The organism is Pseudomonas sp. AD21 (genome assembly GCF_002878485.1).
Taxonomy (GTDB): Bacteria; Pseudomonadota; Gammaproteobacteria; order Pseudomonadales; family Pseudomonadaceae; genus Aquipseudomonas.
The window spans coordinates 109174-135349 of sequence record NZ_NQYG01000008.1; the positions used below are offsets into that span (position 1 = coordinate 109174).

General features: G+C 61.2%; 21 protein-coding genes. 9 read left to right on the forward strand and 12 right to left on the reverse strand.

Annotated elements, in window-relative coordinates:
• Positions 1-41 precede the first annotated feature (41 nt).
• The 4 genes from PseAD21_RS07425 to PseAD21_RS29970 form a co-directional block, all read right to left on the reverse strand.
• Entirely contained in the window at positions 42-2444 is a 2403-nt protein-coding gene (locus PseAD21_RS07425) for an aldehyde dehydrogenase family protein (protein ID WP_102355129.1), read from the reverse strand.
• Position 2445: 1 nt separating this feature from the next.
• Entirely contained in the window at positions 2446-3576 is a 1131-nt protein-coding gene (locus tag PseAD21_RS07430; RefSeq protein WP_102355130.1) for an acyl-protein synthase, read from the reverse strand.
• Between the two features lie 9 nt (positions 3577-3585).
• On the reverse strand, positions 3586-4842 hold the full coding sequence (locus tag PseAD21_RS07435) for an MdfA family multidrug efflux MFS transporter (protein ID WP_102355131.1): 1257 nt from the start codon (positions 4840-4842) through the stop codon (positions 3586-3588).
• A gap of 262 nt (positions 4843-5104) precedes the next feature.
• Complete coding sequence (locus PseAD21_RS29970; protein ID WP_256588101.1) at positions 5105-5239, reverse strand: hypothetical protein; 135 nt, start codon at positions 5237-5239, stop codon at positions 5105-5107.
• Between the two features lie 157 nt (positions 5240-5396).
• Between PseAD21_RS29970 and PseAD21_RS07440 the strand changes: the two genes are divergently transcribed.
• Positions 5397-5585, forward strand: a complete 189-nt coding sequence (locus tag PseAD21_RS07440) for a hypothetical protein (protein ID WP_025109975.1) — start codon at positions 5397-5399, stop codon at positions 5583-5585.
• A gap of 18 nt (positions 5586-5603) precedes the next feature.
• Here the strand turns inward: PseAD21_RS07440 and PseAD21_RS07445 are convergent, their stop codons facing one another.
• Positions 5604-5981, reverse strand: a complete 378-nt coding sequence (locus PseAD21_RS07445; RefSeq protein ID WP_102355132.1) for a fe2+ zn2+ uptake regulation protein — start codon at positions 5979-5981, stop codon at positions 5604-5606.
• A gap of 277 nt (positions 5982-6258) precedes the next feature.
• Between PseAD21_RS07445 and PseAD21_RS07450 the strand changes: the two genes are divergently transcribed.
• Complete coding sequence (locus PseAD21_RS07450) at positions 6259-8604, forward strand: acylase (RefSeq protein ID WP_102355133.1); 2346 nt, start codon at positions 6259-6261, stop codon at positions 8602-8604.
• Positions 8605-8676: 72 nt separating this feature from the next.
• Here the strand turns inward: PseAD21_RS07450 and PseAD21_RS07455 are convergent, their stop codons facing one another.
• The gene (locus PseAD21_RS07455) at positions 8677-9684 is read right to left on the reverse strand and encodes a FecR family protein (RefSeq protein ID WP_102355134.1); all 1008 of its coding nucleotides are present in this window, start codon (positions 9682-9684) and stop codon (positions 8677-8679) included.
• A 153-nt stretch (positions 9685-9837) separates the two neighbouring features.
• Here PseAD21_RS07455 and PseAD21_RS07460 point away from each other — a divergent pair, with 153 nt between their 5' ends.
• Positions 9838-10107, forward strand: a complete 270-nt coding sequence (locus PseAD21_RS07460; RefSeq protein ID WP_102355135.1) for a PepSY domain-containing protein — start codon at positions 9838-9840, stop codon at positions 10105-10107.
• A 52-nt stretch (positions 10108-10159) separates the two neighbouring features.
• Here PseAD21_RS07460 and PseAD21_RS07465 read toward each other — a convergent pair whose 3' ends face one another.
• Positions 10160-14995 (reverse strand): dermonecrotic toxin domain-containing protein, encoded by a 4836-nt coding sequence (locus tag PseAD21_RS07465; RefSeq protein ID WP_102355136.1) that lies wholly within the window; start codon positions 14993-14995, stop codon positions 10160-10162.
• 235 nt (positions 14996-15230) lie between these two features.
• Here PseAD21_RS07465 and PseAD21_RS07470 point away from each other — a divergent pair, with 235 nt between their 5' ends.
• A complete protein-coding gene (locus PseAD21_RS07470; RefSeq protein WP_102355137.1) occupies positions 15231-16271 on the forward strand; it encodes an Ldh family oxidoreductase in 1041 nt (346 codons plus the stop codon).
• Positions 16272-16422: 151 nt separating this feature from the next.
• Here the strand turns inward: PseAD21_RS07470 and PseAD21_RS07475 are convergent, their stop codons facing one another.
• Positions 16423-16740, reverse strand: a complete 318-nt coding sequence (locus PseAD21_RS07475) for a YqjD family protein (protein ID WP_102355138.1) — start codon at positions 16738-16740, stop codon at positions 16423-16425.
• A gap of 153 nt (positions 16741-16893) precedes the next feature.
• Here PseAD21_RS07475 and PseAD21_RS07480 point away from each other — a divergent pair, with 153 nt between their 5' ends.
• The gene (locus PseAD21_RS07480) at positions 16894-17148 is read left to right on the forward strand and encodes a hypothetical protein (protein ID WP_003224595.1); all 255 of its coding nucleotides are present in this window, start codon (positions 16894-16896) and stop codon (positions 17146-17148) included.
• A 6-nt stretch (positions 17149-17154) separates the two neighbouring features.
• Here PseAD21_RS07480 and PseAD21_RS07485 read toward each other — a convergent pair whose 3' ends face one another.
• The gene (locus PseAD21_RS07485) at positions 17155-18069 is read right to left on the reverse strand and encodes a LysR family transcriptional regulator (protein ID WP_102355139.1); all 915 of its coding nucleotides are present in this window, start codon (positions 18067-18069) and stop codon (positions 17155-17157) included.
• A gap of 84 nt (positions 18070-18153) precedes the next feature.
• Here PseAD21_RS07485 and PseAD21_RS07490 point away from each other — a divergent pair, with 84 nt between their 5' ends.
• Together PseAD21_RS07490 and PseAD21_RS07495 are read left to right on the forward strand one after the other, a co-directional pair.
• The gene (locus PseAD21_RS07490; RefSeq protein ID WP_102355140.1) at positions 18154-19077 is read left to right on the forward strand and encodes a carbon-nitrogen hydrolase family protein; all 924 of its coding nucleotides are present in this window, start codon (positions 18154-18156) and stop codon (positions 19075-19077) included.
• Positions 19078-19160: 83 nt separating this feature from the next.
• On the forward strand, positions 19161-20732 hold the full coding sequence (locus PseAD21_RS07495; RefSeq protein WP_102355141.1) for an alkaline phosphatase D family protein: 1572 nt from the start codon (positions 19161-19163) through the stop codon (positions 20730-20732).
• 3 nt (positions 20733-20735) lie between these two features.
• Here the strand turns inward: PseAD21_RS07495 and PseAD21_RS07500 are convergent, their stop codons facing one another.
• From PseAD21_RS07500 to PseAD21_RS07510, 3 genes are all read right to left on the reverse strand, one after another.
• Positions 20736-21206 (reverse strand): LEA type 2 family protein, encoded by a 471-nt coding sequence (locus PseAD21_RS07500; RefSeq protein WP_102355142.1) that lies wholly within the window; start codon positions 21204-21206, stop codon positions 20736-20738.
• 67 nt (positions 21207-21273) lie between these two features.
• Entirely contained in the window at positions 21274-22740 is a 1467-nt protein-coding gene (locus PseAD21_RS07505; protein WP_102355143.1) for a nucleobase:cation symporter-2 family protein, read from the reverse strand.
• A gap of 246 nt (positions 22741-22986) precedes the next feature.
• Positions 22987-23901, reverse strand: a complete 915-nt coding sequence (locus PseAD21_RS07510) for a LysR family transcriptional regulator (RefSeq protein ID WP_102355144.1) — start codon at positions 23899-23901, stop codon at positions 22987-22989.
• A gap of 99 nt (positions 23902-24000) precedes the next feature.
• Here PseAD21_RS07510 and PseAD21_RS07515 point away from each other — a divergent pair, with 99 nt between their 5' ends.
• The gene (locus PseAD21_RS07515) at positions 24001-25092 is read left to right on the forward strand and encodes a polyamine ABC transporter substrate-binding protein (RefSeq protein ID WP_102355189.1); all 1092 of its coding nucleotides are present in this window, start codon (positions 24001-24003) and stop codon (positions 25090-25092) included.
• 16 nt (positions 25093-25108) lie between these two features.
• A complete protein-coding gene (speB, locus tag PseAD21_RS07520; protein ID WP_102355145.1) occupies positions 25109-26068 on the forward strand; it encodes an agmatinase in 960 nt (319 codons plus the stop codon).
• The last annotated feature ends 108 nt before the right edge of the window (positions 26069-26176 follow it).

Here is a 26176-nt window from a genome sequence, read left to right on the forward strand (position 1 = left end):
TTTCTTATAAAAGGGCGGGGGCCGCGTGCAGGTGTCTGCGGTCAGCGGCGTTGGTCAATCAGTAACGGCGTCTTGCCGCTGTGTCTGTTCCGGGCGAACTGCTCGACGGCACATTGCTCGACGTCCACGGTGAGCAGGCCGGTCTGCACCAACGAAGTCAGCTTCTGGTAGTCCTGCAGTTGTCGATGGGTTTCCTGCGGTGCCTGAGGGCTGCGCAAACGCATGCGCTCCAGGCCATCAGGGCCGTGATCGAGGATCAGTTGAAAGGGCGTTTGCAGGTGGTGCGCCAGTGTCGTCAGCGAAATGAAGTCGGTACCGATACGCAGCAATTTGCCGTGGCGCCCCAGCAGCTCGAAGCGCGGAGAAGGCAGACCGCATTCACACGGACCGGGCAGCCAGCGCCCGCTGTCGCCGATGTCATAGCGCTGCACGGATTGGCCCTGGCGTGCCCGGGAGGTCACCAGCAGACGGCCGGACTCGCCGTCTCCGGCCGGCGTGTCATGCGCAAAATCGACGATCTCCAGATGCTGGATATCGCTCATCACGTGGAAAACGCCGTCTGCCGTAGCCTGGCAAGCGTGGCCCAGGGGACCCGCATCGACGCTGCCGTAGATCGCCGAACGAATCAGCTTGACGCCGCAGCTGTGCAGTAACTCGCGGGTGTGCTCACTCAGGTGTTCGCCGCCGAGAAAGACTTTGCTGATGGCGCCATAGCGACGCAAAGTCGGTTGCTCGTTGAGGAATAGCCGGTGCAGGGTGCCGGGCATGCCGATCAGCACGGTGATCTGCTGTTCGATGATGATTTGCGCGATTTCCTGGTAATCGTCGTCCGCCGGAGCGCCCATCGGCCAATGCCTGACCTGCAGTTGTTCCAGTACTTTGGTGAAGCTGGAAAAACCACCGTATAGCCCACCGCTGAAGAACAGGTTCATGACCCTGTCCCGCGCCGGGTCCAGACCCGCTGCAAACAGACCATCGGCAGTTGCACGCATCTGGCGCTGGAAATCGTCGTGACTGAAGCCCGAAAGGACCGGCGTGCCGCTGCTGCCCCCGGAGCGAAAATACAGCTGCGCCGCCGGGTCGGGTGGCTGATTGACGAAGGTTTGCTTGTCCATGAGCGGAACGCCGGCCAGCGCGGGCGGCAAAGGCAGGCGATCAAGGGCGGCACGGCTCGCGAGCATCGACGGCGGCAAGCTGACCGACACCCGTCGGCTCAGGCGCTGCAAGGCGTAGACACCGTCATGCGGTTCGCCGTCGTAGCCGTCGTGGATAGCGCCGATCGGGGCAATGCGGGTGACACCGGCGGCAATCAGCGTCTGTGCCAGTTCGCCGATCTGCGCCTCCGGACACAACAAGGCACAGCTCTGCAACACATTGCGCCAGGGTTGCAGCGTACCGGTAAGCAACTCGCGGGGTACCGGCTTGAGCAGCAGGCTGCGAAACAGCGCCGAGGGCTCAAGCTGGCGGTCGTGGCTCCAGATCACTCGCCAGCCCGGCGTATTCCAGACCTGGCCGGTTTGCCCGGTAAAACTCTGCCTCAACTGTGCCATCGCCGTGCAGGTGGTGACTTGCGAGGCTTCCTCAAGGGTGGGGGTGAGGGCTGGCCATTGTCCGACGCGGCGTTCAAACGCCTCGGCCAGTTGCGCGCCGATGTCGCTCATTACGACCGCGTCGTCACTGTCCACCAGCAGCCATTGCGGACTGGAACAGGCTTGCTGATCGAGGCGACAGACTTCGTCCACGATGGCATCGAATACCGTGGGCGACGCCGCATCCGGGGTCAGATAGGCGAAACTGATTCGGTGCCCCCAATCGATCCAGCGGCAGCCCGGCGCAAGCTGTTGGCGGATTGCGTGCAATGCACTTTCGCCGCCCCAGGCCGCGACACCGTTGGCGTGTTTGCACAGTTGGCCGATTTGTCCGGTGGTTGTCGGCAGCACGGCCACGTAGCCAGCGAGTTGCCCGCTTGCGTCGGCTTCGAGCAAGGCCTGGAGCAGTTGTGCGGTGAAGCCGCCGTCGCTGCTGCTGGGACGCAACCAGTTGACATTGCCGCTCAACAGGCTCTCCAGCACCGCACAGAACGCCAGCAGCGGAGCGTTGGCCGGCGTGATGTGCACGACCAGGCCCAGCGGGCTCCAGCGCTCGAAGCGCGGCTGGCGATAATCGATGCGGCGTAGCGAATCGGGTTGCAGACCGAGTTCGCGATCAAGCTTGGCCTGCAACGCGGCAGGTTGGCAGAAATCGATCAGTGCCTGACGTTGCCCGGCATCGAGCGCCAGCGCCGACGTCTGATGCAACAGGCGTTCCGCGAAGGCTTCGGTGGCTGCCAGCAGCGTGCTGGTTTCAAGCGGTGTCTGCAGCCGTAGTGGCAGCTCCAGGAGTAGTTGCTGCACGGCATTATCGAGGTTGATGTCGCTGTGCAGTTGTCCGTTGATCAAGAACATGTCAGTGCCTCCCCAACAGTTCGGAGGCGGCCATGGCGCAGCTCCTGGCGGCTGTGGTGCCGGCGCGGCCATGCAGTTCGAACCAGTCGCTGGGCAGTCCGCAGTCGCAGCTGGAGCCGGGATGCAACGTGGCGAGGTCGCTCATGACCACCGCGTGTGCCGGACTTGAAGAAATGTACGGTGAGACCAGGTTCAGCAAACCACGTTGCCCATAGGGCAGGACGGAAAAATCCAGCGCGCTGCGCACGTAGACTTTCGAATAGACCGGTACGTGAAAGCGATGATGGGCGCATTCGATGTAGGGCACCGCATGCTCGACCGCACCATAGCCATCGCGACAGTCACGGGCATCGATGCCCAGTTGTTGCTGGATCCGCGCGTACAGCTGTTGTTTGGGGACTTCTTCGGCAGCGCGGGTTTTCCAGCCGCCGCCGAAAAATGCCAGTGATCCCGCCGGCAGTTGCAGCTGCGCCACGCCGGTGGCGCGCATGCGTTGCAGGGTTTCCCAGAGAAACGCCGGGAAGCCGAAAATGCGTACCGGCAAGCCTTCTTCGGCAAACGCCTGCAGGGCCGAGATCACACCGAACAGATCAAACTGGTGGCCATCGCCATTGGCGCGCAGCGCGTACACCACTCGATTGACGGGGGCAAAGCGACACAGAAATTGATCGGTGAAGGAGGTGCCCAAGGTGATCGTCTGCTCTGGCTCGTAGCTCAACAGCAGATAATTGCAGGGCGTGTGCGGAGTGATCCAGCCGTATTGCGCGAAAATCCGTTCGACCATGTACTGCGCCGCCCCGAGGCTGCGCGAGTCGTAGCGCATGCGGCTCTTCTGGCCGCTGGTGCCGGAGGAGGTCAGTTCCAGTGCGTCTTCCCCCGTGGGGCTGAGCAGCAAATGTTGCTTGAAGAAACTGGCGAAAATCGGCGGCAGTTGCGACCAGTCATCCAGCGTGTCCAGTGCATCGATATCGATAGAGTGGGCGCTCAACCAATGGCTGTAACCGGGCGTATGGCTGGCGTGGAATCGGCTGACTTCAGCCATGGCCTGATTGAACAGCCCCGTGGGTACGGACTCCGGGCAATAGGGTTGCGGCAACGCGCAAAGCGCGTCGCTGTGGGGGAATCGAGTCATCGAATGTCCTTATTGATGGGTATTTGGCGTGGCGGGCGCCGCAGGTTTTTTGCGCAGAAGGCGCTGGAGCAGGGGCAGGCACAGCAGGCCGCCGAGGGCTGCCCACAGGGAGAACGACTGAAGGCTATCGCCACCGCCAATGACGGCGATCAGCGATCCGCCGGCGCCCATTACGGCAATCGACAGCATGCCGATCATGGCCGAGACCAGACCTTTGCCTTCATCGCTGGAAAACAGTGCCAGCCGGTACAGCGCGGCGTTGCTCATGCCCAGCCCGAGCGCGTACACGGCAAGACCGGCGACAGCCCATGGCAGGGAAGTCGACAGCAGGGCGGCGGCGATCAACATCAGCAGACCGAGGCAGAACGGCCACAATGACAGGCTGATCACCCACCAAAGCGTGTGCGTGCTCAGCAGTCGGTCCAGCAGCAGATTGCCAATGATTACCGCCGAGAACACCGGGATCTGCCACAGACCATATTCCAGCGCAGACAGCTCCAGGCGCTGCATCAGCAGTACCGGTGCCAGTCCGATCCAGGCAATCAGGGGCAAACTCATCAAGCCCAGCGCCAGGCTGCTGCCGACGAATCGGCGATTGCGCAGCAGTGTCAGGTAACCGCGGCGGATTTGCCTGAACGAGAACGCTACAGGCGCCTGTCGTTGCCCGTCGCGTCGCACCACACCAATGGTTTCCGGCATCCAGACCAACAGACCGAGCCAGACCACGGCACTCGCCGCCCCCAGGCCGAGAAACAGCTGCCGCCAGCTCAACCATTCCAGCAGCAAACTGCCGAGCAACGGCCCGAGCAGCGGCGACAACAGCGCGACATTGCCCAGCAAGGCCATGAGCCGCACCGCGTCGGCTTCGCAGAACACTTCCTGCAGCGTCGGATAGCTGACGGCAACCACGAAGCCCAGGCCCATGCCTTGAATCAGGCGCAACGCATTGAACGCTTCAATGCGCTGCGTCATGACCGCCGCGCCGCAGGCCAGGCCGAACAGCGCACAGCCGAGCAACAACAAGCGGCGTCTGCCGTAACGGTCGGAGAGGGGACCGATCAGCCACTGCAGGCAGACGCCGCCGATCAGGTACAAATTGAAGGCGTTTGGTACATGCCGGGCATCGGCGTTGAATTCGTCGGTCACCGTCAGCATGGCGGGCATGATCATGTCGCTCGCCATGTACGTGATCAATTCAAAAGCGGTAATGGCCAGGCAGAATCCAATTATCTGCACCGGTCCCATTACGATCAAAGTTCTCTGCATGACATCCCTGTTCCATTGATCGAGAAAGTCCGCAGAGACTAGAGGCAGAGTCGTCGCAGCCTCTAATGCTTTGCTGCGACATGAGATTTCAAATACTTACAACGTATTTAAGTGAGTCGGCGCCCGTCTCGTACCGGTGCTGTTCAGGGGACGGCGCGCCAATAAAAATGCCCGCCGGGCGGCGGGCATGGTAGTTGCTGAAAAGACTTGTGGTGTTTCTCGACCGGTAGTTCAGACGTACCGGCAGGCGAACAATCCTGTTCTATCGATGGTAATAACCGGAGCCTTCCTGGTAGCGATGGTGGTCGTCATGCCAGCCTCCGTGGGGAAAAATGATGCAGCCACTCAAGGTCAGTACGGCAAGGACGGGAATCAGCCAGGTGATTCGACGGAACATTTCAGAAATCCTCATGGTTACGCCGTCATGAAGCCAAAACTCTTCATCGGCTGTAACATGAGACCGCGTTTGCCCCGGCCCATCCCCGTGACACGGTATGTGCATGGCATGCAATCGGATACAAACCGGATACATTTGAAAGTTTCAGGAACCCGCAATGACTCAGAAGCAACGTTTGAAATACTCGATACTGATCGCCCTGTCGGTGCTGGCGATCATGCTCGGCCTGTCCTGGCTGCAGAACGCCGGGATGATCAGCGAGAAGATGTTCCAGTACATCGCCATCGGTGTGGCGGTGGTCGTGGTGGTGATCAACGGGGTGATGCGCCGCAAGGTCAAGCCCTGACGGCGATCGCGGGGCGCTTCAATCGTGATTGAGCACTGCAGCAGCCTGTGGATGCAGGCTGTAACTCTTGTCCGGGTTGAAGGTGACGACACCTTCGGCGCACAGGCGCTTCAATACTTCGCGCACACTGAGAAACGACAGCGGGACGTCCAGGTCCAGCAGTTGGCTGTGCACGCCGCGCACCCCAAGGCGTCGATCGCTTTGCGCGGCGACCAGCAGGGCGTCGATGACTTTAAGACGAACCAGGCTGGTGCGCAGGCCAAAGCTTTTGAGCAGCAGGCGAATGCGCTCATTGCCCTGTCGCTCGGGGCTGGGTGCGAAACTGCTCGCGTGGGGGCTCATGGAAGCTCCTTGTGACGCCTGGCTACCGTCCGTTGGTAGTTGCGAGTTGTACATGGGATTACTCCTTTTCAGAGCCTGATCAGGAAACGTTTTGCCAGCTCTCGTTAAACAAGACGTTTCAGCACGGCGAATCATGAAAGGAAATATGTAGAAATTTTGTCGCTTATTCGTTGTTTTCCCGTAACCACCGGGTTGTCCGGTGGATGCCCGGGCTAAATTTTTTCCGTCGGATTCGTTTCCTGAACAGCCACCTTGCGCCCAGGCGCATGCGTCAACTTCAAACCGGATCCGGCGCACGCGCCGATCTTTGTCCTATCGATCAGGAGCGTGTGTGATTATTTCCAGACAGTTAACCGGGCTAGCCTTTGCGTGCGCGTTTCTCGGGCTCAGTCTGTCGGCCCATGCATTCAGTCCCGCCGCTCAAGCCAGCGCCGAGATTCGTCGCACCGGGTTTGGTGTGCCGCACATCCGTGCAGAGAATGAGCGCGGACTGGGATTCGGTATCGGTTACGCCTACGCCCAGGACAACCTGTGCCTGCTGGCCAACGAGATCGTCACGGTCAATGGTCAGCGCTCGCGTTATTTCGGCCCGGACCAGTTCACCGTCGAGGGGCGTGAAAACCGCGTCAGCGATCTGTTTTTCACCTGGCTCAATACCCCGCAGGCAGTCGCCGCGTTCTGGCAGGCACAGCCGGCGCAAGTACGCGACCTGGTCGACGGTTATGCGGCGGGCTACAACCGCTATCTGGCCGAGCGCCGCCAGCAAGGCTTGCCGCAGCAATGCCAAGGTGAATGGGTGCGGGATATCGCCGCCGAGGATCTGGTGAAACTCACCCGCCGGCTGTTGGTCGAGGGCGGGGTCGGGCAGTTCGCCGAAGCGTTGGCCGGTGCAACACCGCCGCAGGCGTCGGCACAGCTCGGCAGCAACGCACGCGCCTATCAGGTGGCGGACACGCGCATGCAGCGCTTCGCCCTGGATCGCGGCAGCAACGCCGTGGCGGTCGGCAGCGAGCGCTCGTTCAACGGTCGCGGCATGCTGCTGGCCAATCCGCATTTTCCGTGGGTCGGCGGCATGCGTTTTTACCAGATGCACCTGACCATTCCCGGCAAACTCGACGTGATGGGCGCAGCGTTACCTGGGCTGCCGATGATCAACATCGGCTTCAACCAGCATCTGGCCTGGACTCACACGGTCGACTCGTCGAAGCACTTCACCCTGTATCGCCTGCAACTCGATCCGAAAGACCCGACACGCTACCTGCTGGACGGCAAATCATTGCCGATGAGCAAGCAGACCGTCACTGTGCAGGTCAAACAGGCGGACGGCCAGGTGGCGCCGGTTTCGCGTGATATCTACAGCTCGCCGTTCGGCCCGATCGTGCAGTGGCCGGGCAAGCTCGACTGGGATCACCAGTACGCGTACAGCCTGCGTGATGCCAACCTGGGCAATGACCGAGTGTTGACGCAGTGGTACGCGATGAACCAGGCCGCCAACCTCAAGGATCTGCAGGATTCGGTGCACAAGATTCAGGGCATCCCGTGGGTCAACACCCTGGCTGTGGATGACAAGGGCCAGACGCTGTACATGAACCTGTCGGTGGTGCCCAACGTCAGCGCCGAAAAACTCGCCCAGTGCAGTGATCCACGCGCCGGCTTGCAGATGATTGTGCTGGACGGTTCGCACAGCGCCTGCGCCTGGGATATCGACCCGCAAGCGGCGCAGCCGGGTATCTATGCCGCCAGCCAGCTGCCGCAATTGCTGCGCAACGACTTCGTCCAGCATTCCAATGATTCGGCGTGGCTGGTGAACCCGGCGCAACCGTTGACCGGTTTTTCGCCACTGATCAGTCAGGACGGTCAGCCTCTGGGGCTGCGTGCGCGATTTGCTCTGGATCGTCTGAGCACAATGGGCAAACAAGGGCCGGTGGCGGTCAAGGATCTGCAACAGATGGTGATGGATGACAACGTGTATCTGGCGACACAGGTGCTGCCCGATCTGTTGAAATTCTGCGCTGCCGATCTGGCTGGCGACGCGGCTGCACTGAAGCCGGTTTGCGCGAGTCTCAAGGTTTGGGACGGTCGAGCGAATCTGGATTCGGGCAGTGGGCTGGTGCATTTCCAGAACGTCATGCAGGCGCTGCTCGAGTCGCCCGATATCTGGCGGGTGCCGTTCGATCCGAAAGATCCGCAACACACCCCGCGCGGGTTGGCGATCGAACAACCGGCAGTGAGCAAGGCGTTGCGTGAAGCAATGTTGGCGTCGCTGGCCAGTGCCGAAAAAATGGGTCTCAAGCCTGACACCCGCTGGGGTGATATTCAGGTGGTGAGCAGCGGTGCCCGGCAAACGGCGATTCATGGCGGGCCGGGGACGCTGGGCATCTACAACGCCATCCAGAGCGTGCCGCGCGAAGACGGCAAGCTCGAAGTGGTCAGCGGCACCAGCTATCTGCAAGTGGTGACCTTCGACGACAAAGGCCCGCAGGCGCAGGGGCTGCTGGCGTGCTCGTTGTCCAGTGATCCGGCGTCGAAATACTCCCGGGACCAGACCGAAGCGTTTTCGAAGAAGCAGTGGCGCGTCATGCCCTTCACCGAAGCGCAGATCAAGGCTGATCCGCAGTATCAGGTGCAGGCCATTCGTGAGACTTCGGCTCAACCGGCCAAGGTGGCTACGCAGTAGCCGATTGACCGCGACCTGAACGAAAAAGCCGCTGCACCCTGAAGAGGGGCAGCGGCTTTTCTATTGTCGGGTTCAGGCTTCAGGTTTTGGCGGCTGGCGGGGCATCGAATTGATGACCGGATCACCCTCGGTATTGCGGGTCAGATAGACCGGCAGCACCTTGGGCAGCGTGTTGACCAGGCCACCGAGCTCCTTGATGTTGTAGACGCCGCCGACGCGGATCGCTCCAGTGCTGGCGTCAGCGAGTTTCAGCGGTTTGCTCAGATATCGATTGATCAGTGGCAAGGCTTCGTTCAGCGCCAGGTTATCCAGCACCAGTTTGCCGCTGCGCCAGGCCAGCGCGTTGTCGTTGGGGTAGGTCTGGCTGATCTGCGGCATGTAGTCGCCGTGCTTGTACTGCGCCTGCATGGCCCGCCCCAGGCGCAAGCCGTCGCCGGGCAGTGCAGCGTTGCTGGTCACCAGCACCGAGCCTTCGATCAGGTTGACCCGCACCTGATCCTCATAGAGCCAGACATTGAAGCGCGTACCGGTCACGCGGATCTTGCCCTCGCCGGCACGAACCACGAAGGGGTGGGAGAGATCGTGGCTGACCTCGAAAAAGGCTTCGCCTTTTTTCAGGGTGACACGACGCTCGTCCTTGTAATTGCTGAAGGTCAGTTCGGTATTGAGGTTGAGCTCGACCTGGCTGCCATCCTTCAACGTCACCTGACGGACATTGTCGGTGGCGGCGAAATGCTGGTAGCTGTTGGGCAGCCAGCCCAGGTTCCACCCACCGTAGGCCGCCAGCGGCAACGCCAGGGCACAGACACTGGCGGCCATTGCGTAGCGACGCCAGGCGGGCGCCGGTGGGTTCAGTGGAACGCTCGGGGTTGGCTGCGGACGCGGCAAATGTTCGGCAACGTCCCAGATCTCCAGCATCGCTTCGTATTCGAAGGCATGCAGTGGATGGGCGTCGCGCCATTGCTCGAAAGCCAGACGCTCCTCGGCGGAGCAGTCGACAGCGTGCAGACGCATGCACCAGTGCGCGGCGGCATCGGTGATCGCATCGTATTCGGCTTCCGAGAGGGATTCTTGGGTCATTGACTCGTCCTGGTTTGCTGCATTCTAACCTTGTGGGCCAAGCGCCGAGAACATCCGTCATGGCGAATGCCCATCAAAGTGGAACTTATTTTTCCGTCTGACACCCAAAAAACAGGACGTCAGACCAACATCATCCACAAATGGAGTGAAAAAATGATCAAAAGAACCTTTGCCGCTGTTATCGCCACCGCCGCCTTGTTCAGTGCGGGTGCCGCCATGGCCGACCGCCCAGGCGCAGGTTGGGTGACCATCGAGAAGGCTATCGAGATCGTCAAGACCAAGGCCGGTTATGTCGAAGTGTATGAGATCGAGGCAGACAACGATGGCTATTGGAAAGGCGAGGGCCGCAAAGCTGATGGTGTCGTCTACGAGTTCCGCATCGATGGGGCTTCAGGCAACGTATTGCGCGATCAGAAAGACTGACGCTGGCACGTAGCAGGTGAATGCGCAGGCCCATGGGCCTGCGCTTTTTTACTCAACTGAGTCCTGCAACAGGTTCAGTGAGCGGGTCGAGTTGTCGACCCATTTCACAAATCAGGAAAGCAATCGAGTCGGCATTGCGCAGGATTGTGTCGATGCGTGCGTTAGCGTTGCGCGGGTTCAGGAACGCCGTTCGTGCCTCCTCCATGGTCGTGCAGGCAGTGGCCTTGAGGATTTCCTTGCCGACGTGAGACATCCCGGGAATCGAGTCCATGCTGAGCCATTCGCGCAGGTCGTGGTTCCAGACGGCAAACAGTTCCTCGCGGGGCGTGGCGAGCGACAGCGCTTCACGCTGAAAGCGTTTCTGGTTTTCTTTCAAGGCTGCGCCGTAACCGGTAATCGTCGAAATCAAATCAGTAAACGGACGCCGGGCCTCCAGCGAAGCAATGTCCACGGCCTTGGCAAATTGATGCGCGAATTCGTGGATCAGCGTCGACGCCTGGGCATGGCACAGAACATCGAATGGCTCGGTCAGGCCCTCGTGGTACCAGTCGAGCCCCTGATTGAAGAAGTTCTCGGTGAAATGCACTTTGCGGCGTGAGTCGTCAGCCAGCACAAAGGCGATCAGGCGGGCCTGTCGTTTTTTGTTCGAGCCGACGACGAAACGTTCGGTGTTCATCAGGTCTTCAGTCGGATCCACCAATGCATTGCAGATCGGCACGATGGCCTGCTTTATTTTCGCGAGCACATCGGCGTCGACTCTCGATACGTCAAAAAACGCCTTGAGGAAGGTATCCAGTCGAGTGCCGGGGGCATGGTTCTTCAGTTGGGCCAGATTGTGCAGGCTGTTAAAGGCGTAGTAGCGGGCCAGATCGACTGCCTGCGTCAGGGCGCGCGCCTTTTCCGGGTGCCTGGCGCGGATTTCGGCCATGCCTTGGGCTTCGATGTTCAACCAGAGCCTGGTTTCCAGGTTGTTGGCAATGCGGTTGTGCAGGGTCGACAGGACCTTGCCGAAATGGATTGTGTGCCGGTCCGGGTCCAGAACCAGTTGCCGCGACGCAGTGTGCTGCAACACTGGCCCTGCCTCATCGGCGCCCTTGATGCGCCAGACCGCACCTGGCCGCTCCACCGCATAGACTTTGCCGGCGACGGCGGCGTAGCGGGTTTTATTCGTCAGGTCTTGATAAGTGCCATCGGCCGGATTCGGGGTCAGGTCTTTCAAGGCAATTGTCGGTGTTTCGAATCTCTGTAATGCCGTACGGGCAGGGTCCGTCGGTTTGATCTCAGTCCAGTGGGGCGCACTGACAGAGGGCGCAAGCGGTGCTGGCACCGGTGGAACCTCCGGCGTTGCCTGTGGCACCAGCTTTGCTTCCAGTGACAGGTGCCCGAGCGAGATCATCTCCACGCCGCCGGCAATGAACGTTGCCAGTGCGCGCGTCCAGTGATGATCCTGCAGCGCTTGGGCAGAGTCGAGGAAGTCCTTGTAGCTTTGCCAGAGAAATTGCGCATAGGCCAGTTTGCCCGGGAGCAATCCGCGGACCAGTTGGATGCCTTGACTGAACAGGGTTTTCACCGCCTCCCAGTCCGCATGCGCCGAAGGTATCGCATGACTGCCGAGCAATCGTTTCAGCAACGACAGGCCTTCACTGAAAAGGTATTCAAGCGCATTGCCAGTGATTGCGGAGGATGCCAGCTGCATTTCGCTCGTTTGGCCGGCGCTGGCCTTGAACAGGGCTGCAAAGGTCGATTGCTGGTCCTGCGGCAGGCGTCGCAGCAGCAGGTCTTGCAAGGCGCCTGGCAGGTTGAAGGCGGCGATGACGGCGGCATCGTTCTCGAACTCGGTGAATACGCGCTCACCGTGATACGGCGAATAAAGCACCTGTGGCCCGGCTTGTCCGGACGCCGGTCCGATCAGGTAGAGCCCAAGCGCCTTGATTGCGGCAGCGCCTGCGGTCTTGATCAACGTTACTGGCCTGATCATGGCGTTTGCGCCTGCCACTGTCGCACGGGCGAGCGCATCGGGCATGTCCAGCACCTGGGTCAACAGATCGAAAGCCTTGCTGGAAAGATGCTGTTGCAGCTTGAGCTGATGGGCATGTTGCAGCAGTTGCCAGGGTAACTGGCGGATGAATCGTTGCTTGCGCAGCGCCGCGCTGGCGTCATTGCGCGTCAGGGTGGTGTTGATCGTATCGGCGAAAGCGCCGATGTCCAGAGACAGCAGCAGGCTGCGTATCGCCTGTTGGTCGAGTCCGGCCGGGAGCTTTTGTGCGCTGCTCGAGGTGACCTTGAAGCGGGTTTGCTCAGCGATATGGGGATGGTTCAGCGCGAAGTCGACCAGGTTCATGGCCGGGCCGGCGAGGGCCAGTAGCGGGGTGATCTCGATGTCCTCCGGATCAAGTTCCGGGGCCTGGAAACGGCTGCTCAGCAGTGTCTTGAGTCGGCGCTGGATGTGCTCGCGCAAGGTCGGCAGCCCATGCAGGTAATCCTTGCCATCGCTGACGTTATGGCGCCACTGCTCAAGCAATTCGAGGTGCAATTGCAGTTCGTCGAGTGTGGCCATGCCCAGCCAGGCGGGCAGCGTCTGCTGTGTGTTGAGTGCCCTGGCCAGCGCGGTCGCGCGCTCCAGATTGACGTTGATCATTTGTCCGCTCAGGGCTTTGAGGGCCTGTTCCTCGCGGGATTTGGTCAGCTTCAGGCCGCGCACCCGTTCGCAACGCTGGAGAAATTGTTCAATGGCCGATTGCGTGCGGTTTTGCAGCACGTTGTCGTCGATCAGGTGCAGTGGACCCAACGCGTAACGCTGATGAAATCCGTCGATCAACGGTGAGAGGTTCTCCAACAGTGCCAGGCGCTTTTCGGGATGCAGCAGGCGCTGATTCAACACCTGCCGGGCGCTGTCGATGGACGCGAATACTTCCAGCCCCATCGCGGGTGTCCACAACACTGTGCGCCCTGAGTGCTGCGCATCCAGTCCGCCACGCTCGGTCAGCAGGACGCAGTTGGCCAGCGGCAGTTCGTCGCCCTGTGCGGCGGTTTGCACGGTGAGCGTCCAGGCATCTGGCCGGAAGCCGTTGAGCCCGTGGCGGTGCTGCCGGTCCGGCCGATCGGCGTTGAATACCGTGTCGACAATCGCTTGTTCGGGAAGCCGCTGGCTGCCGCCGAGGACTCGCAGGCGCGCTTCGCCCGTAACGCCCACATAAAACGAATGCGCCAGTTTGGCCAGGATACTTTGCAGATAGTTGCGTTGTTGCACCGCGCTGGTGAGTGGCTGCGCCGCGAACTCTTCGGCGATCGGCGGCAGCACACTGCTGAACAGCCTGATTTGCGCGGCAGCGACGTCCGCCAGCAGCATCGATGGTAGCTGGCTGCCGGTGATCGCCAGCCGGGTACTCCAGCGGTCCCCGGTATCGAGTTCGAGCAGTCGTTCGTGAAGCATCGAGCGAATATCCAGCGCCTTGTCGAACAGGGCGGCGATATCGATGGCTCTGTCGCCATGGCGGAACACCTGCAAGACATACTCGATGTTCTTGCGTTGCTTGGTGATGATGGCTTCCATCAGCACCTTGAATATCTCGCCGCCCAGCGGTTCGCCCGAGACCTGTGGCTGATCGAACCCGATGAATCGCTGACGCTCTTCAAGGCTCAACAGGCCGTACAGTTCATCGTCGTGGCCGGCCGTGTGGAATTTGCTCAGCAGCGTGTCCTTGAGGTCCTTGTAGTCCTCGAGTACCTGCAACCCCTGGGAGGGTGTGTACAGGCAGGCATCGGTGTGACTGAGCATTAGCGAACCGGCCAGCTCGACGTGGTTGGGCTGGTATTGCCACAGGCGTACGGCTTCCAGAGTGCCTCGCCGTCCGGAGGTACCGCGCGGGTCGATCCAGGCCAACAAGTTCTCGCATTTATCGGCATCGATGATCCGGGCTTCACGCTTGAGCAGGATGTCGGCCCGAGCTTGCTCGCGCAGAACGCGAAAGAAGAACTCCCGCCGCGGGGTGCCGTCGGCGCATGGCGAGTCCCAATAGGTCTCCATTCGTTCGTACAGCAACGCGAGCAAGTGGCCAGACACGGTTTTCACGGCCGCTTCCCAATGATTGTGGTCGCTGGCCAGCGACGGCTTGCGCGGGTGGGAATAGACGTGCGACTGCGCGCCCGGCCAGCCCGAATGTCGATAGTGCAACAGCGCCGCGTTGGCCAACGTCATCGCGTCCAGCCAGCGCCCGGGACTGCTGGTGTGTGCCGATTCAGCGTCTGGTGATGATTCCGCGTAAAAACCGACCGTGGTCAAGGCTTGATCGACCCCGGGCATGGCGCCGATGAGCTGATCCTTGAGAATCTCCCCAAGTAATATGTCGAGTTCGGGCAGGTGCACCAACTCGTCGAACATGGCCTGGACGTTGAGTTGCCGGCAGTGTTCGATGGCGGCTTTCTGATCGTCGAATACGTCACCCTCGATGAGTTGGAAGCTCACGCTGATATTGCCTTTTTCCAGCAGAAGCTTGCGTTGCGAGATCGCAAGCAACGCCAGCAGCCGATCGTCTTCATCGGCGTCCTTGAGACGCTGCTCGAGGTGGCTGGTCAAGGTGGCGAGGCTGTCGAACTTCTTCAGCCCGTCGAAGGGGGTGTAGAGCAGAAAAGCCCGGTCATCCGGGGTGCTGCCGAGAATGAAGCTACCTGCCAGGACTGTGGCCGGAGGATCTTCGGTGTTCAGCAGCACACGGTGGGCAAGCATTGGCGGCGTCTGCTGACGACGCAGTGATTCGGTGGCGAGTCGCACATGGGCCAGCCAGTCAAAATCCTTGACCGACAGACCGTGGGTATTGCCAAGCGACCTCCACAATCCGGGCGCATCGAGGAATTGTGGGAACAGCAGCGGGGGGGCAGGCGCAGGCATTTTCGGGTCTCTGTCAGGGCGCAGACGAAAGCGCCGGTGGATGGAGACGACAGACTAAGAACCCTCAGGCGCGCAAGGGTGGTACATAGTTACCGCACAGAAAGCGCCGGAACGTGTCTGTGCCACGCGCCAGGTTCACCGCAACGGTTGACAGCACCCGGGCCTGACGTGGTTAATCGACGGGCAAGTCGTTCACACGCTGTTGTTCCCTCCAATAATTAGTCTGGAGCTTCAGATGTCTGCGCCACACGATCATGTGTCTTCTGCTGTCTCGCCATCGTTGTCACTCGAAGCGCTGACGCAACTGCTCGAAACGATTTTTCTGCGCCATGGCACCTCCGCCGACGTCGCCTGCGCACTCGCCGCCAACTGTGCCGGTGCCGAGCGCGATGGCGCGCACAGCCATGGTGTGTTCCGGATTCCCGGGTATGTGTCGACCCTCAACAGCGGTTGGGTCAACGGCCAGGCGGTGCCGCAGGTCGAAGATGTGGCCCCCGGGTTTGTACGTGTCGATGCCGGCAACGGTTTCGCTCAGCCAGCGCTGGCTGCTGCCCGGCCGCTGTTGGTGGAAAAGGCGCGCAACGCCGGGATTGCCGTGCTGGCGATTCGTAATTCTCACCACTTCGCCGCCCTCTGGCCGGACGTCGAACCCTTCGCCGAGGAAGGACTGGTGGCGCTGAGCGTGGTCAACAGCATGACCTGCGTGGTGCCCCACGGCGCCGATCGGCCGCTGTTCGGCACCAACCCGATTGCCTTTGCTGCACCGCGAGCCGGTGGCGCGCCGATTGTGTTCGATCTGGCGACCAGCGCGATTGCCCACGGCGACGTGCAGATTGCGGCGCGCAAGGGCGAACGGCTGCCAGCCGGAATGGGCGTGGACAGCCTCGGTCAGGCGACGCAGGACCCGAAAGCCATACTCGAGGGCGGCGCGCTGCTGCCGTTCGGCGGGCACAAGGGCTCGGCACTGTCGATGATGGTCGAGTTGCTGGCCGCTGCGCTCACCGGCGGCAACTTTTCCTTTGAATTCGACTGGTCCAATCATCCCGGTGCCAAGACCCCGTGGACCGGGCAGTTGCTGATCGTCATCGATCCGAGCAAGACCGCCGGGCAGAATTTCGCCGAGCGCAGCCAGGAACTCGTGCGGCAGATGCACGGCGTCGGGCTCAAGCGCTTGCCGGGTGATCGCCGCCACTTGCAGCGCGCCAGATCACTGGCCGAGGGCATCGTGCTCGATGAGCAGACGCTCGGGCAGTTGCGCGAACTGGCGGCGGGTTGAGTTTCTGTCAGGCATGAAAAAGGCGAGCCAGATGGCTAATGCCGATCAGTTAAGCGAACGCAATGCTCAAAGCAATGAAGATCAATTGTGGGAGCTGCGCTTGACTGACTGGCATTAGCCGGGTGGCTCGCCTTTTTTCTGCGTGACGGGTTCAGCGGCGACCGAGCAACAAGCCGACCACCAGGCCGAAACCGGCGGAGATCGCGACGGTCTGCCAAGGATGGCCGCCGATGTAGTTTTCGGTGGCATCAACGGCCGGTTTGGTGCGATCGCGCACGCTGGAAACCGAGTCCAGCGCCTGTTGCAGTTTCAGGGCGATTTGCCCGCGCAGGGTCTCCGCTTCCTCGCCGACCAGTGAGGCACTGCTCTTGAGCAGTTTGTCGGACTCTTCGATCAGAGCCTGAAGTTCGCTGAACGCCTGATCCTTGATTTGGTCTTCGGCGGCTTGCACGCTGGATTTGCGGGCCATTGGGTGACTCCTTGCAGGTGAATGAACAGTGATCAATGGAGTGTGGCGCTGTCTGAAAAGTTGCACTGATTTTAGGTACGAAACAAAAACCTGCGCGGGAGATTTCCGTCGAGCGTGTAAGATGTCGCCATTTTACGCAGCAGGTATTTCCCCATGAGTTTCAATCTGGCCGACAAATCCCTCGCCGAGCGCGCGGCGCTGGAAGACGAGAAATCCCGTCTGTTCGAACTCTGGCAGAACAATCTGGGCAAAGCCAAAGGCGAAGCCGCGCGGTTGTTCGGCGAGCGCTCCAAGCGCAAGGGCAAATGGGCCGAGTGGGTGCGCGCCGAGCTCGATGGCATGTCGCCGCCGGAATTCGCCAACATGGTGCGCAGTGAAGTCAACCGGCTGATGGCGGCCAACAAGTAAACGCGCTTACGGCGTGTTGAATGCCGTCACGATCGCCTCGCGCACCTTGATCACCACCGGATCGATCTGCGTGCCGGTGCGCCAGCCCAGTTCGATCGGGTAACGCGGCAGGGCCAGCGGGCAGGGCAGCAAGACCAGTCCGCTGAGGGCGGCGATGGCCTGGGCGGCGTGGGTCGGGATCGTTGCCACCGCGGCGCTGCCTTTGAGCAGATGCGGCAGTGCCGCAAAGTGCGTGGTCGAAGCGCAGACCCGGCGGCTCAGGCCCAGTGCCGCCAAGCCCTCATCGGTGATACCGATAAAACCTCCCGAAGACACCAGAATGTGATCGCGGGCGACAAATTCCTGCAGATCAATCGATTGTTGCCCGGCCGTCAGGCTGCCCGGGTCGACCAGGCACGCATAATCCCCTTCAGCCAAGACCTGACGACTGAGCAGGCGTTCGGCAAATCCGCCGGCGGTGATCGCCAGGTCAATGCTGCGCTCCATCAGGGCGCGGGCGACGATCTGGCTGTGGGTCTGGCGGAAGATCAGCCGCAGCTTGGGTGCGCTGCGGGCAATTTCTTCGATCAGACGCCGGCCATAAGCGATTTCAAAATCATCCGACAGGCCCACCGTCACCGAGCGGCCCTCGTAGTGATGCGCCGCCGGGTCGACCATCGCCAGACTTTGCCGGCATTTGTTCAGCGCCTCGCTGACCACCGGTTTCAGTTGATTGGCCTTGAGCGTCGGCGCCAGTCCGCGACCGGTGCGTACGAACAACTGATCGCCATACACCTCACGCAAGCGGCGCAACGCTGCGCTGACCGCCGATTGCGTCACGCCCAGACGCAGCGCCGCACGGCTGGCGCTGGACTCTTCATGCAGGGCTTCGAAGACTTTCAGCAGGTTGAGGTCAATATTGGCGATATTCATATGGCTCATATCATTCAGCAGTGAGTCGGGCTTTATTCATGATCCCGCGCCGTCGCAAAATCGGCAACACTTGAACCCGATGGAGTGAATGCGATGCCCAAATCAATTGTTGCCGCCCTGCAGGTCGGCGCCTTGCCCGGTGGCAAAGGTGAAACCCTGGAACAGATCCTGAGTTGGGAGGGCGCGATCAGCGAGTCCGGCGCGGCGTTGGTGGTGATGCCTGAAGCGCTGCTCGGTGGCTACCCGAAAGGCGAGGGCTTTGGCACTCAGTTGGGCTACCGCTTGCCCGAGGGGCGCGAGGCCTATGCCCGTTACTTCGCCAACGCCATCGATGTACCGGGAGCGGAAACGGAAGCGTTGGCCGGCCTGTCGGCACGCACCGGGGCCAATCTGGTGATCGGCGTGATCGAGCGCGCCGGCAGCACGCTGTATTGCACGGCGTTGTATTTCGATCCGCAGGCGGGGCTGGTGGCCAAACACCGCAAACTGATGCCGACCGGCACCGAACGGCTGATCTGGGGCAAGGGCGACGGCTCGACGCTGCCGGTGCTCGACAGTCAGGTGGGGCGTCTTGGTGCCGTGGTCTGCTGGGAAAACATGATGCCGCTGCTGCGCACGGCGATGTACGCCAAAGGGATTGAGGTCTGGTGCGCGCCGACGGTGGATGAGCGCGAGATGTGGCAGGGCAGCATGCGCCATATCGCTCACGAGGGCCGCTGTTTTGTGGTCAGCGCCTGTCAGGTGCAGGCCTCGCCGAATGAGCTGGGCGTGGAGATCGCCAACTGGCCGGCGGATCGGCCGTTGATTGCCGGCGGCAGCGTGATTGTCGGGCCGATGGGCGAAGTGTTGGCAGGGCCATTGCGCGGCGAGGCAGGATTGCTGACGGCGCAAATCGATACCGATGAATTGGTTCGTGCGCGCTATGACTACGATGTGGTCGGCCACTATGCACGGCCGGATGTGTTCGAGTTGAGTGTTGATGAACGCGCCAAACCAGGCGTGCGGTTCACCGCCTGAGGTGACGGTGAGGGCGGCGAAATGGCGATTGTCGACTAGGCTGATCGTACGATTCCCACCCTCGCAACGGATCAGGACGAACCATGAGCGTGCTACTTGGACCCATTCTGCAGTTTCGCGGAACTGATAAAACCGTCTACTCACTCTCTGCCTTGGTGGTTCAACCCCTCGGTGATCCGGAGCCCGGTGTAACGCCACCCAGCGGTGTCAAGGCGTCCAGGCCGCTGGCCCTGGCGGATATCCCGCTGCTGGCCCCCAAACAACGGGTGTGGCGGGTGGATTTCAGCGCCAGGCAAGGCGCGGTCGCGGCGACGTATACGGTCAAGATCGGTGGTCTGGAGTGCAATTTCGTCGTTCCGCCCACGGGGCAGTCGCCGCGCATGGCGTACGTCTCCTGCAACGGTTTCTCTGATCCCAAGGACATGGAGAAGGTCGATCGCAACAATGAACGCTGGGACGACATGTGGGGCGCACACCAGCATCAGCCCTACCACCTGCTGCTGATGGGAGGCGATCAGCTGTACAGCGATGAGATGCGCCTGACTGTCCCTTCGATGAAAGCCTGGTTTGCCAAATCCTTTGCCGATCGCGAGAAGGCGGCCTACAGCAAGACCATCGAAAGCGAGCTCGACAGCTTTTTCAGCCGGCTGTATGTAGAGCGCTGGAAACAGCCGGAAGTCGCCAGAATATTCAGTGCGATCCCAACCATCATGATGTGGGACGATCACGACATTATCGATGGCTGGGGCTCCTACGATGAGGCGTTGCACAGCTGTCCGGTGTTTCAGGGATTGTTTGCCACGGCCAAGCGTTACTTCAGGATCTTCCAACAGCAATTGACTCAGCCTGCTCCGAGCCAGGGTGCCCCCAGTGATGTTCACCCGTGCGCGATTACGGGCACTGCCGACGGCTTCCATCTGGGCTATACCGGTCTTGGCGATCTGGCATTGCTGGTGCCGGATCTGCGCAGCGAGCGCGCGCCCGATCTGACGAAACCGGTGTTTCAGAAGACCCGAATCATTTCTGCCGTCAGTTGGACGGCCATCTATGACTGGCTGGACCAGCTCAAGCACCATCGGCATTTGCTGGTGATGTCGAGTATTCCGGTGGGCTACCTGGACTTGCAGGCCGCCGAAAAGGCCCTGGATCTGGTGCCGGGGCGGCAGGAACTGGAAGATGATTTGCGTGATCACTGGCGCAGCCTGCCACACCGCGATGAGCGCAAACGCCTGATCATGCGGTTACTCGACTTCGCCAGTCAGCAGCGGTGCAAAGTCACTCTATTGTCCGGTGATGTGCATGTGGCCGGAGCGTGTGTGATCGAGTCGAAGCTGACGCAACATGGCGTGGATGGCGCGGGCACGATCTATCAACTGATTTCGACCGGCGTCGTGCATCCCTCGCCGCCGGCACTGGCGGTGTATTTTCTCGAAACCCTGGGCGCCGGCCAGGAGCAGATCGACTACGCAATTACCGGCACCATGCTGCCGCTCGGGGCCCGTGGCCGGTACTTGATTGCTGCACGCAACTGGCTGGCCATCGAACCGGATGAAAAGAGCAAGAGCGACAAGGACCGGTTGTGGGTCAACTGGCATGTCGAAGGCTCGGAGCACTGGGTGACCCAGGTGATTGACCCGGTCAAGTCATTGCCTTGAATTTCACCAGGTGGCGCTGCTCGCTCTCGGCAGGCTGAGCTTGCCACTGTCAACAAAACGCAGGGTGCCGAACAAGCCGCCGGCCAGTTTGCCGCGCAGCACGTAGGGCAGGTTGTCGAGGGTTTGTGTCTGGCTCAGGCCCAGCGTCTGGCGCAGTACCGAGAACGCGGAAACGCTGACCGGTACACTGACCACGGTTTCCGAGAAACGCGGGATCGAGCCGATCTGATCGCTCACGCCCGACGCCAAAGGATGGCCGTTGACCTCAAGGTCGAGGGCGATGCCGGTGTAGTCGATGGCGGTTTCATTGGGGTTCTGCACCCGCAACTTGATGGCGAAGCGCACTTCCAGATCCTGGCTTGGCAACGGTTCGAGGCCAACCACGTTGATGTTCACCGGGTCACGGTTGGGGAACAGCGCGCAGGCGCTCAGGGACAACAACAGCAGGGACAGGATGACGGCGTGGACGCGCATAAACAGTCTCTCAACAAAAAAAAAGGCTGAACCGTCGCCGGCTCAGCCCTTTTTTCAAGGCGCAGCGTCAGCGGTTCAACTGTGCGACCGCCGCTGCGCTTGCAGGTTCAGCCTTGGCCGGCAGATCGGGGTTTTCCATGACCTGCAGAATCGACGCTTCCGGATCGAAATCGTCCTCCTCAAGCTCCATGAACTCTTCCGGCAGGAAGATATTCAGCACGATAGCGCACAACGCACCGACGGTGATCGGCGATTCGAAGATGTTGCGCAGGGCGTGCGGCAATTCGCGCAATACTTCCGGCACGGCCGCAATGCCCAGGCCCATGCCGATGGAAATCGCCACGATCAGCATGTTGCGGCGATGCAGGCCGGCCTCGGCCAGGATCTTGATCCCGGCCACGGCCACGGTGCCGAACATCACCAGCTCAGCACCGCCGAGCACCGGTTTTGGCATCAGTTGCAGCACCGCGCCGATCATTGGGAACAGGCCGAGCAGCACCAGCAGGCCGGCAATGAAGAATGCCACGTAACGGCTGGCAACGCCGGTCAGCTGGATCACGCCGTTGTTCTGCGCAAACGTCACCATCGGCATGCTGTTGAACACTGCCGCCATGGCCGAGTTGAGGCCGTCGGCGAGCAGACCGGACTTGATTCGACGGATGTACAGCGGGCCTTTGACCGGTTGCCGGGAGATCATCGAGTTGGCGGTCAGGTCACCGGCCGCTTCCAGTGGCGAGACCAGGAAGATCACCGCCACCGGCACAAACGCCACCCAGTCGAAGTTGAAGCCGTATTTGAACGGCACCGGTACGCTGACCAGCGGCACCTCGGGCAGGGTGGCGAAATCCACCGTGCCCATCAGCCACGCGACCACGTAGCCGAGGGTCAGGCCGATGACGATGGCGCCCAGGCGCAGAAACGGCACATCGACCCGGTTCAGCACAACGATGGTGCCCAGCACCAGTGCCGCCAGGAACACATGGCTGAGCGCGCCGAGATCGGCAGCACCAAAGCCACCGGCGATGTCGGTCATTGCCACTTTGATCAGCGACAGGCCCATCAGGGTGATGATGGTGCCTGTGACCACCGGGGTGATCAGCATCCGCAGTTTGCCGATGAACTGGCTCAGCACCACTTCGATGAACGCGGCGAAAAAGCACACGCCAAAGATTGTCGAGAGGATCTCATCGGTGCCGCCGCCCCGGGCCTTGACCATGAAACCGGCGCTGAGGATCACGCTGATAAAAGAAAAACTGGTGCCTTGCAGGCATAGCAAACCGGAACCGACCGGGCCGAAACGCCGCGCCTGGACGAAAGTGCCCAGGCCGGAGACGAACAGCGCCATGCTGATCAGGTACGGAATTTCACTTTGCAGGCCCAGGGCGCCGCCCATGATCAGGGTCGGGGTGATGATGCCGACGAAGCTGGCCAGCACGTGTTGCAGCGCAGCGAACACCGTGGCGGTCAGGTGCGGACGGTCGTTGAGGCCGTAAATCAGATCGTTGTTGCGCGGGACTTTTTCAGAGGCGGTCATGGTGTTTTGCGCGCCGTGAGGCGGGGCCGGGTCAGAAAATGGAGGCGCAGGATGCCGGAAGAGGGCGGCGAGGGCAACGAGCAAAAAAATTGCCTGAAAGGTCAAGAAATACGGGGTTTGAACTTGTTTCTGTTTCTGTGGTGAGGGGACTTATCCCCGATGGACTGCGTAGCAGGCCCAGTGACTAGATGCCAAAGAGCCGGGCCGCTTCGCGACCCATCGGGGATAAATCCCCTCACCACAAAGTTACTTGCCGGCAGAAGTCGCCAGGGTAAAGGCACTGAGCAAATCCTCCTCAAACGCCTTCTGCGCATCCCCTGGCACCTGTGCCCGATGCCGGGCCAGATGAAACGCCACCTCGAAACTCAACGCTCCGGGCCGTAGCGCGCGCAGCAAGCCCTTGTCCTCCCAGACACGCGCGTAGTGATCGGGCAGATAATCGACGTGCTTGCCGGAAAGAATGAAGGCGAGGGTGCCTTCGACCTGTTCCGAGCGCGCGGAAAAGCGCTTGTCCGGGAACGGTTCGCCCGTGCGCATGAACCGGTAGGGATGATCAACCCGATCGCAGGCCTGCAGCGCCGCATCATCCGGCTCATCCACCGTGAACAGCGGATGGCCCTGCGCGCAATACAGATGTTGAGTCTCCGTGAACAGTTCGCGGTAATCGAAAGCGCTCTGCACCTGCGAGAAATAACCAATGGCCAGGTCCAGCCGTTGTTGCAGCAACAGACGCTCCATTTCCCCGGGCATGGCGCTGATCAACTCGATGCGCACCGACTCATCGCGCTCGCGAAAGCGCCGGATCGCATCCGCGACCCGTAGTAGCACCGATTGATCGACCGCTTCCGACAAACCCAGGCGCACCTCACCGATCAGCCGCCCGGCGACGCCGTTGGATTGATGGCGGAAGGTTTCGATGGATTCGAACAGCGTGCGGATCGCGATCAGCAACTGCTCGCCCTTGGGGGTGACGCGGAAACCGCCCTTGCCGCGACTGCACAGGCGATAGCCGAGGCGGGTTTCCAGCTTGGCCATTTGTTGGCTGATGCTCGATTGGCTCAGGCCCAGTTCACCTTGCGCCGCGCTGAAGCCACCACATTCCACGACCCGCACAAACAGGCGCAGCAACTGCAAATCGACGTCGTGAAGCTGACCGAGCATTACATTACTCCGGGGTAAAGTCAGGTTAACAAACTTGATATTTTTGCAATGTATCCGACGGCGCATCCTGCCACCACTTCCTCCGGTCAGGTGTTCGTCATGGCTCCCGTGTTCAAGCTGTGTTTTCCCGCGCTGTTGTTGTCCGTGGCCCTCAATGCCCAGGCCGAGGACAAGACCCTCAACCTCTATAGCTGGGCCGATTACGTGCCGGCGCAAACCCTGCAGCGCTTCGAGCAGGAGACCGGCATTCACGTGCGCTACGACACCTTCGATACTTCCGAGGTAATGGAAACCAAGCTGCTGACCGGTGGCAGCGGCTATGACGTGGTGGTGCCGTCGTCCAGCGTTCTGGCCCGTGGCTTGGCGGCGGGCGCGCTGAAGGAAATCCCCCATGATAGCCTCAAGGGTTACGCCAACCTCGATGCCGATCTGCTGGAAAAACTCACGGCAGTCGACCCTGGCAATCGCTACGCCGTGCCTTACACCTGGGGCACGCTCGGGCTTGGGCTGAACGTCGAGGCGGTGCAGAAGCGCTTGCCGGACGTGCCGCTCAACAGCCTCGATCTGCTGTTCAAGCCTGAGTACGCGAGCAAGCTCAAGGACTGCGGGATTGCCGTGCTCGATTCGCCGCAGGAAGTCATCGGTCTGGCGCTGCACTATCTCGGCAAGGATCCCTATAGCACCGACAAGACTGATCTGTCCTCCGCCGAAGCCTTGTTGCAGAAACTCCAGCCGTCGGTGCTGTACGTCGCCACCGGGCGGCAGATCAACGATCTGGCCAGTGGCAACGTCTGTCTGGCGCTGACCTACAACGGCGACGTGAGCATGGCTGCCGATCAGGCGCACAAGGCCAACAAACCGTACGAAGTCGCCTACCGGATACCGCGCGAAGGGACGTTGATCTGGCAGGACAACCTGGCCATTCCCAAGGACGCGCCGAATCCGCAAGCGGCGCGCGCCTTCATCGAGTTCATGCTGCGCCCCGAGTCGGTCGCCGAGCTGACCAACACGCTGTTTTTCGCCACCGCCAATCAGGCCGCGACGCCGCTGGTGGACGAGGCGGTGCGTAACGACCCGGACATTTACCCGCCCGCCGAAGTGCGCGACCGTTTGTACGCCGACCGCAGCATGAGCCTCAAGGACATGCGTCAGCGCACGCGCCTGTGGACCACTTTCCGTAGCCATCAATAACAAGAGGAGCACACCAATGGACGTGCCGATGCTCAACGACCAAGCCATGACCCGCGACAGCCTGTACGGCACTTGCGCCGAAAGTACCTACGCCGGGATCACCAGTTTCATGCGTCGCCGCTACAGCCGTGACTTGCGCGGCGTTGACGTAGCAGTCAGCGGCGTGCCGTTCGACACCGCCACCAGCAACCGCCCGGGCGCCCGTTTCGGGCCACGGGGAATTCGCGCAGCGTCCACTGGTATCGCCTGGGAAAGGCACTGGCCGTGGGCGTTCGATCCGTTCGATCATCTGGCGGTGATCGACTACGGCGACTGCGATTTCGATTACGGCTCGCCGCACACCATCCCTGAAAGCATCGAGGCTCACGCCGAGCGAATTCTCGATGCCGGCAGTGCGATGCTGACCTTTGGCGGCGACCACTTCATCACGTATCCGCTGCTCAAGGCCCATGCACGCAAACACGGCGCGCTGTCGCTGATCCACTTCGACGCGCACAGCGACACCTGGCCGGACGAGGGGGGCAAGCGTGTCGATCACGGCACCATGTTCTGGCACGCTGCCAAAGAAGGGCTGGTGGATCCGGCGCGCTCGGTGCAGATCGGCTTGCGCACCACCAATGACGATCATCAGGGCTTTGCCGTGCTCGACGCGCGTCAGGTGCATCGGCGGGGCTGCGAGGCGATTGTCGAGGCGATTCGTGCGCGGGTCGGCGACAACCCGGTGTACCTGACCTTCGACATCGACTGCCTCGACCCGGCCTTCGCACCCGGCACCGGCACTCCGGTGTGCGGCGGATTGAGCACGGTGCAGGCGCTGGAAATTCTCGGTGGTTTGCGCGGGATCAACCTTGTGGGCATGGATGTGGTGGAAGTGGCGCCGGCCTATGACCATGCGGACGTGACGTCGCTGGCGGCGGCGACCCTGGCCATGGAAATGCTCTGCCTGTACGCCGCCAGACACAAAGTCGACCTCTGATACACCGCAAAACCTCTGTGGGAGTGGGCTTGCTCGCGAAGGCGGTGTGTCATTCAACGATGATGTTGGCTGACCCGGCGCCTTCGCGAGCAAGCCCGCTCCCACAGG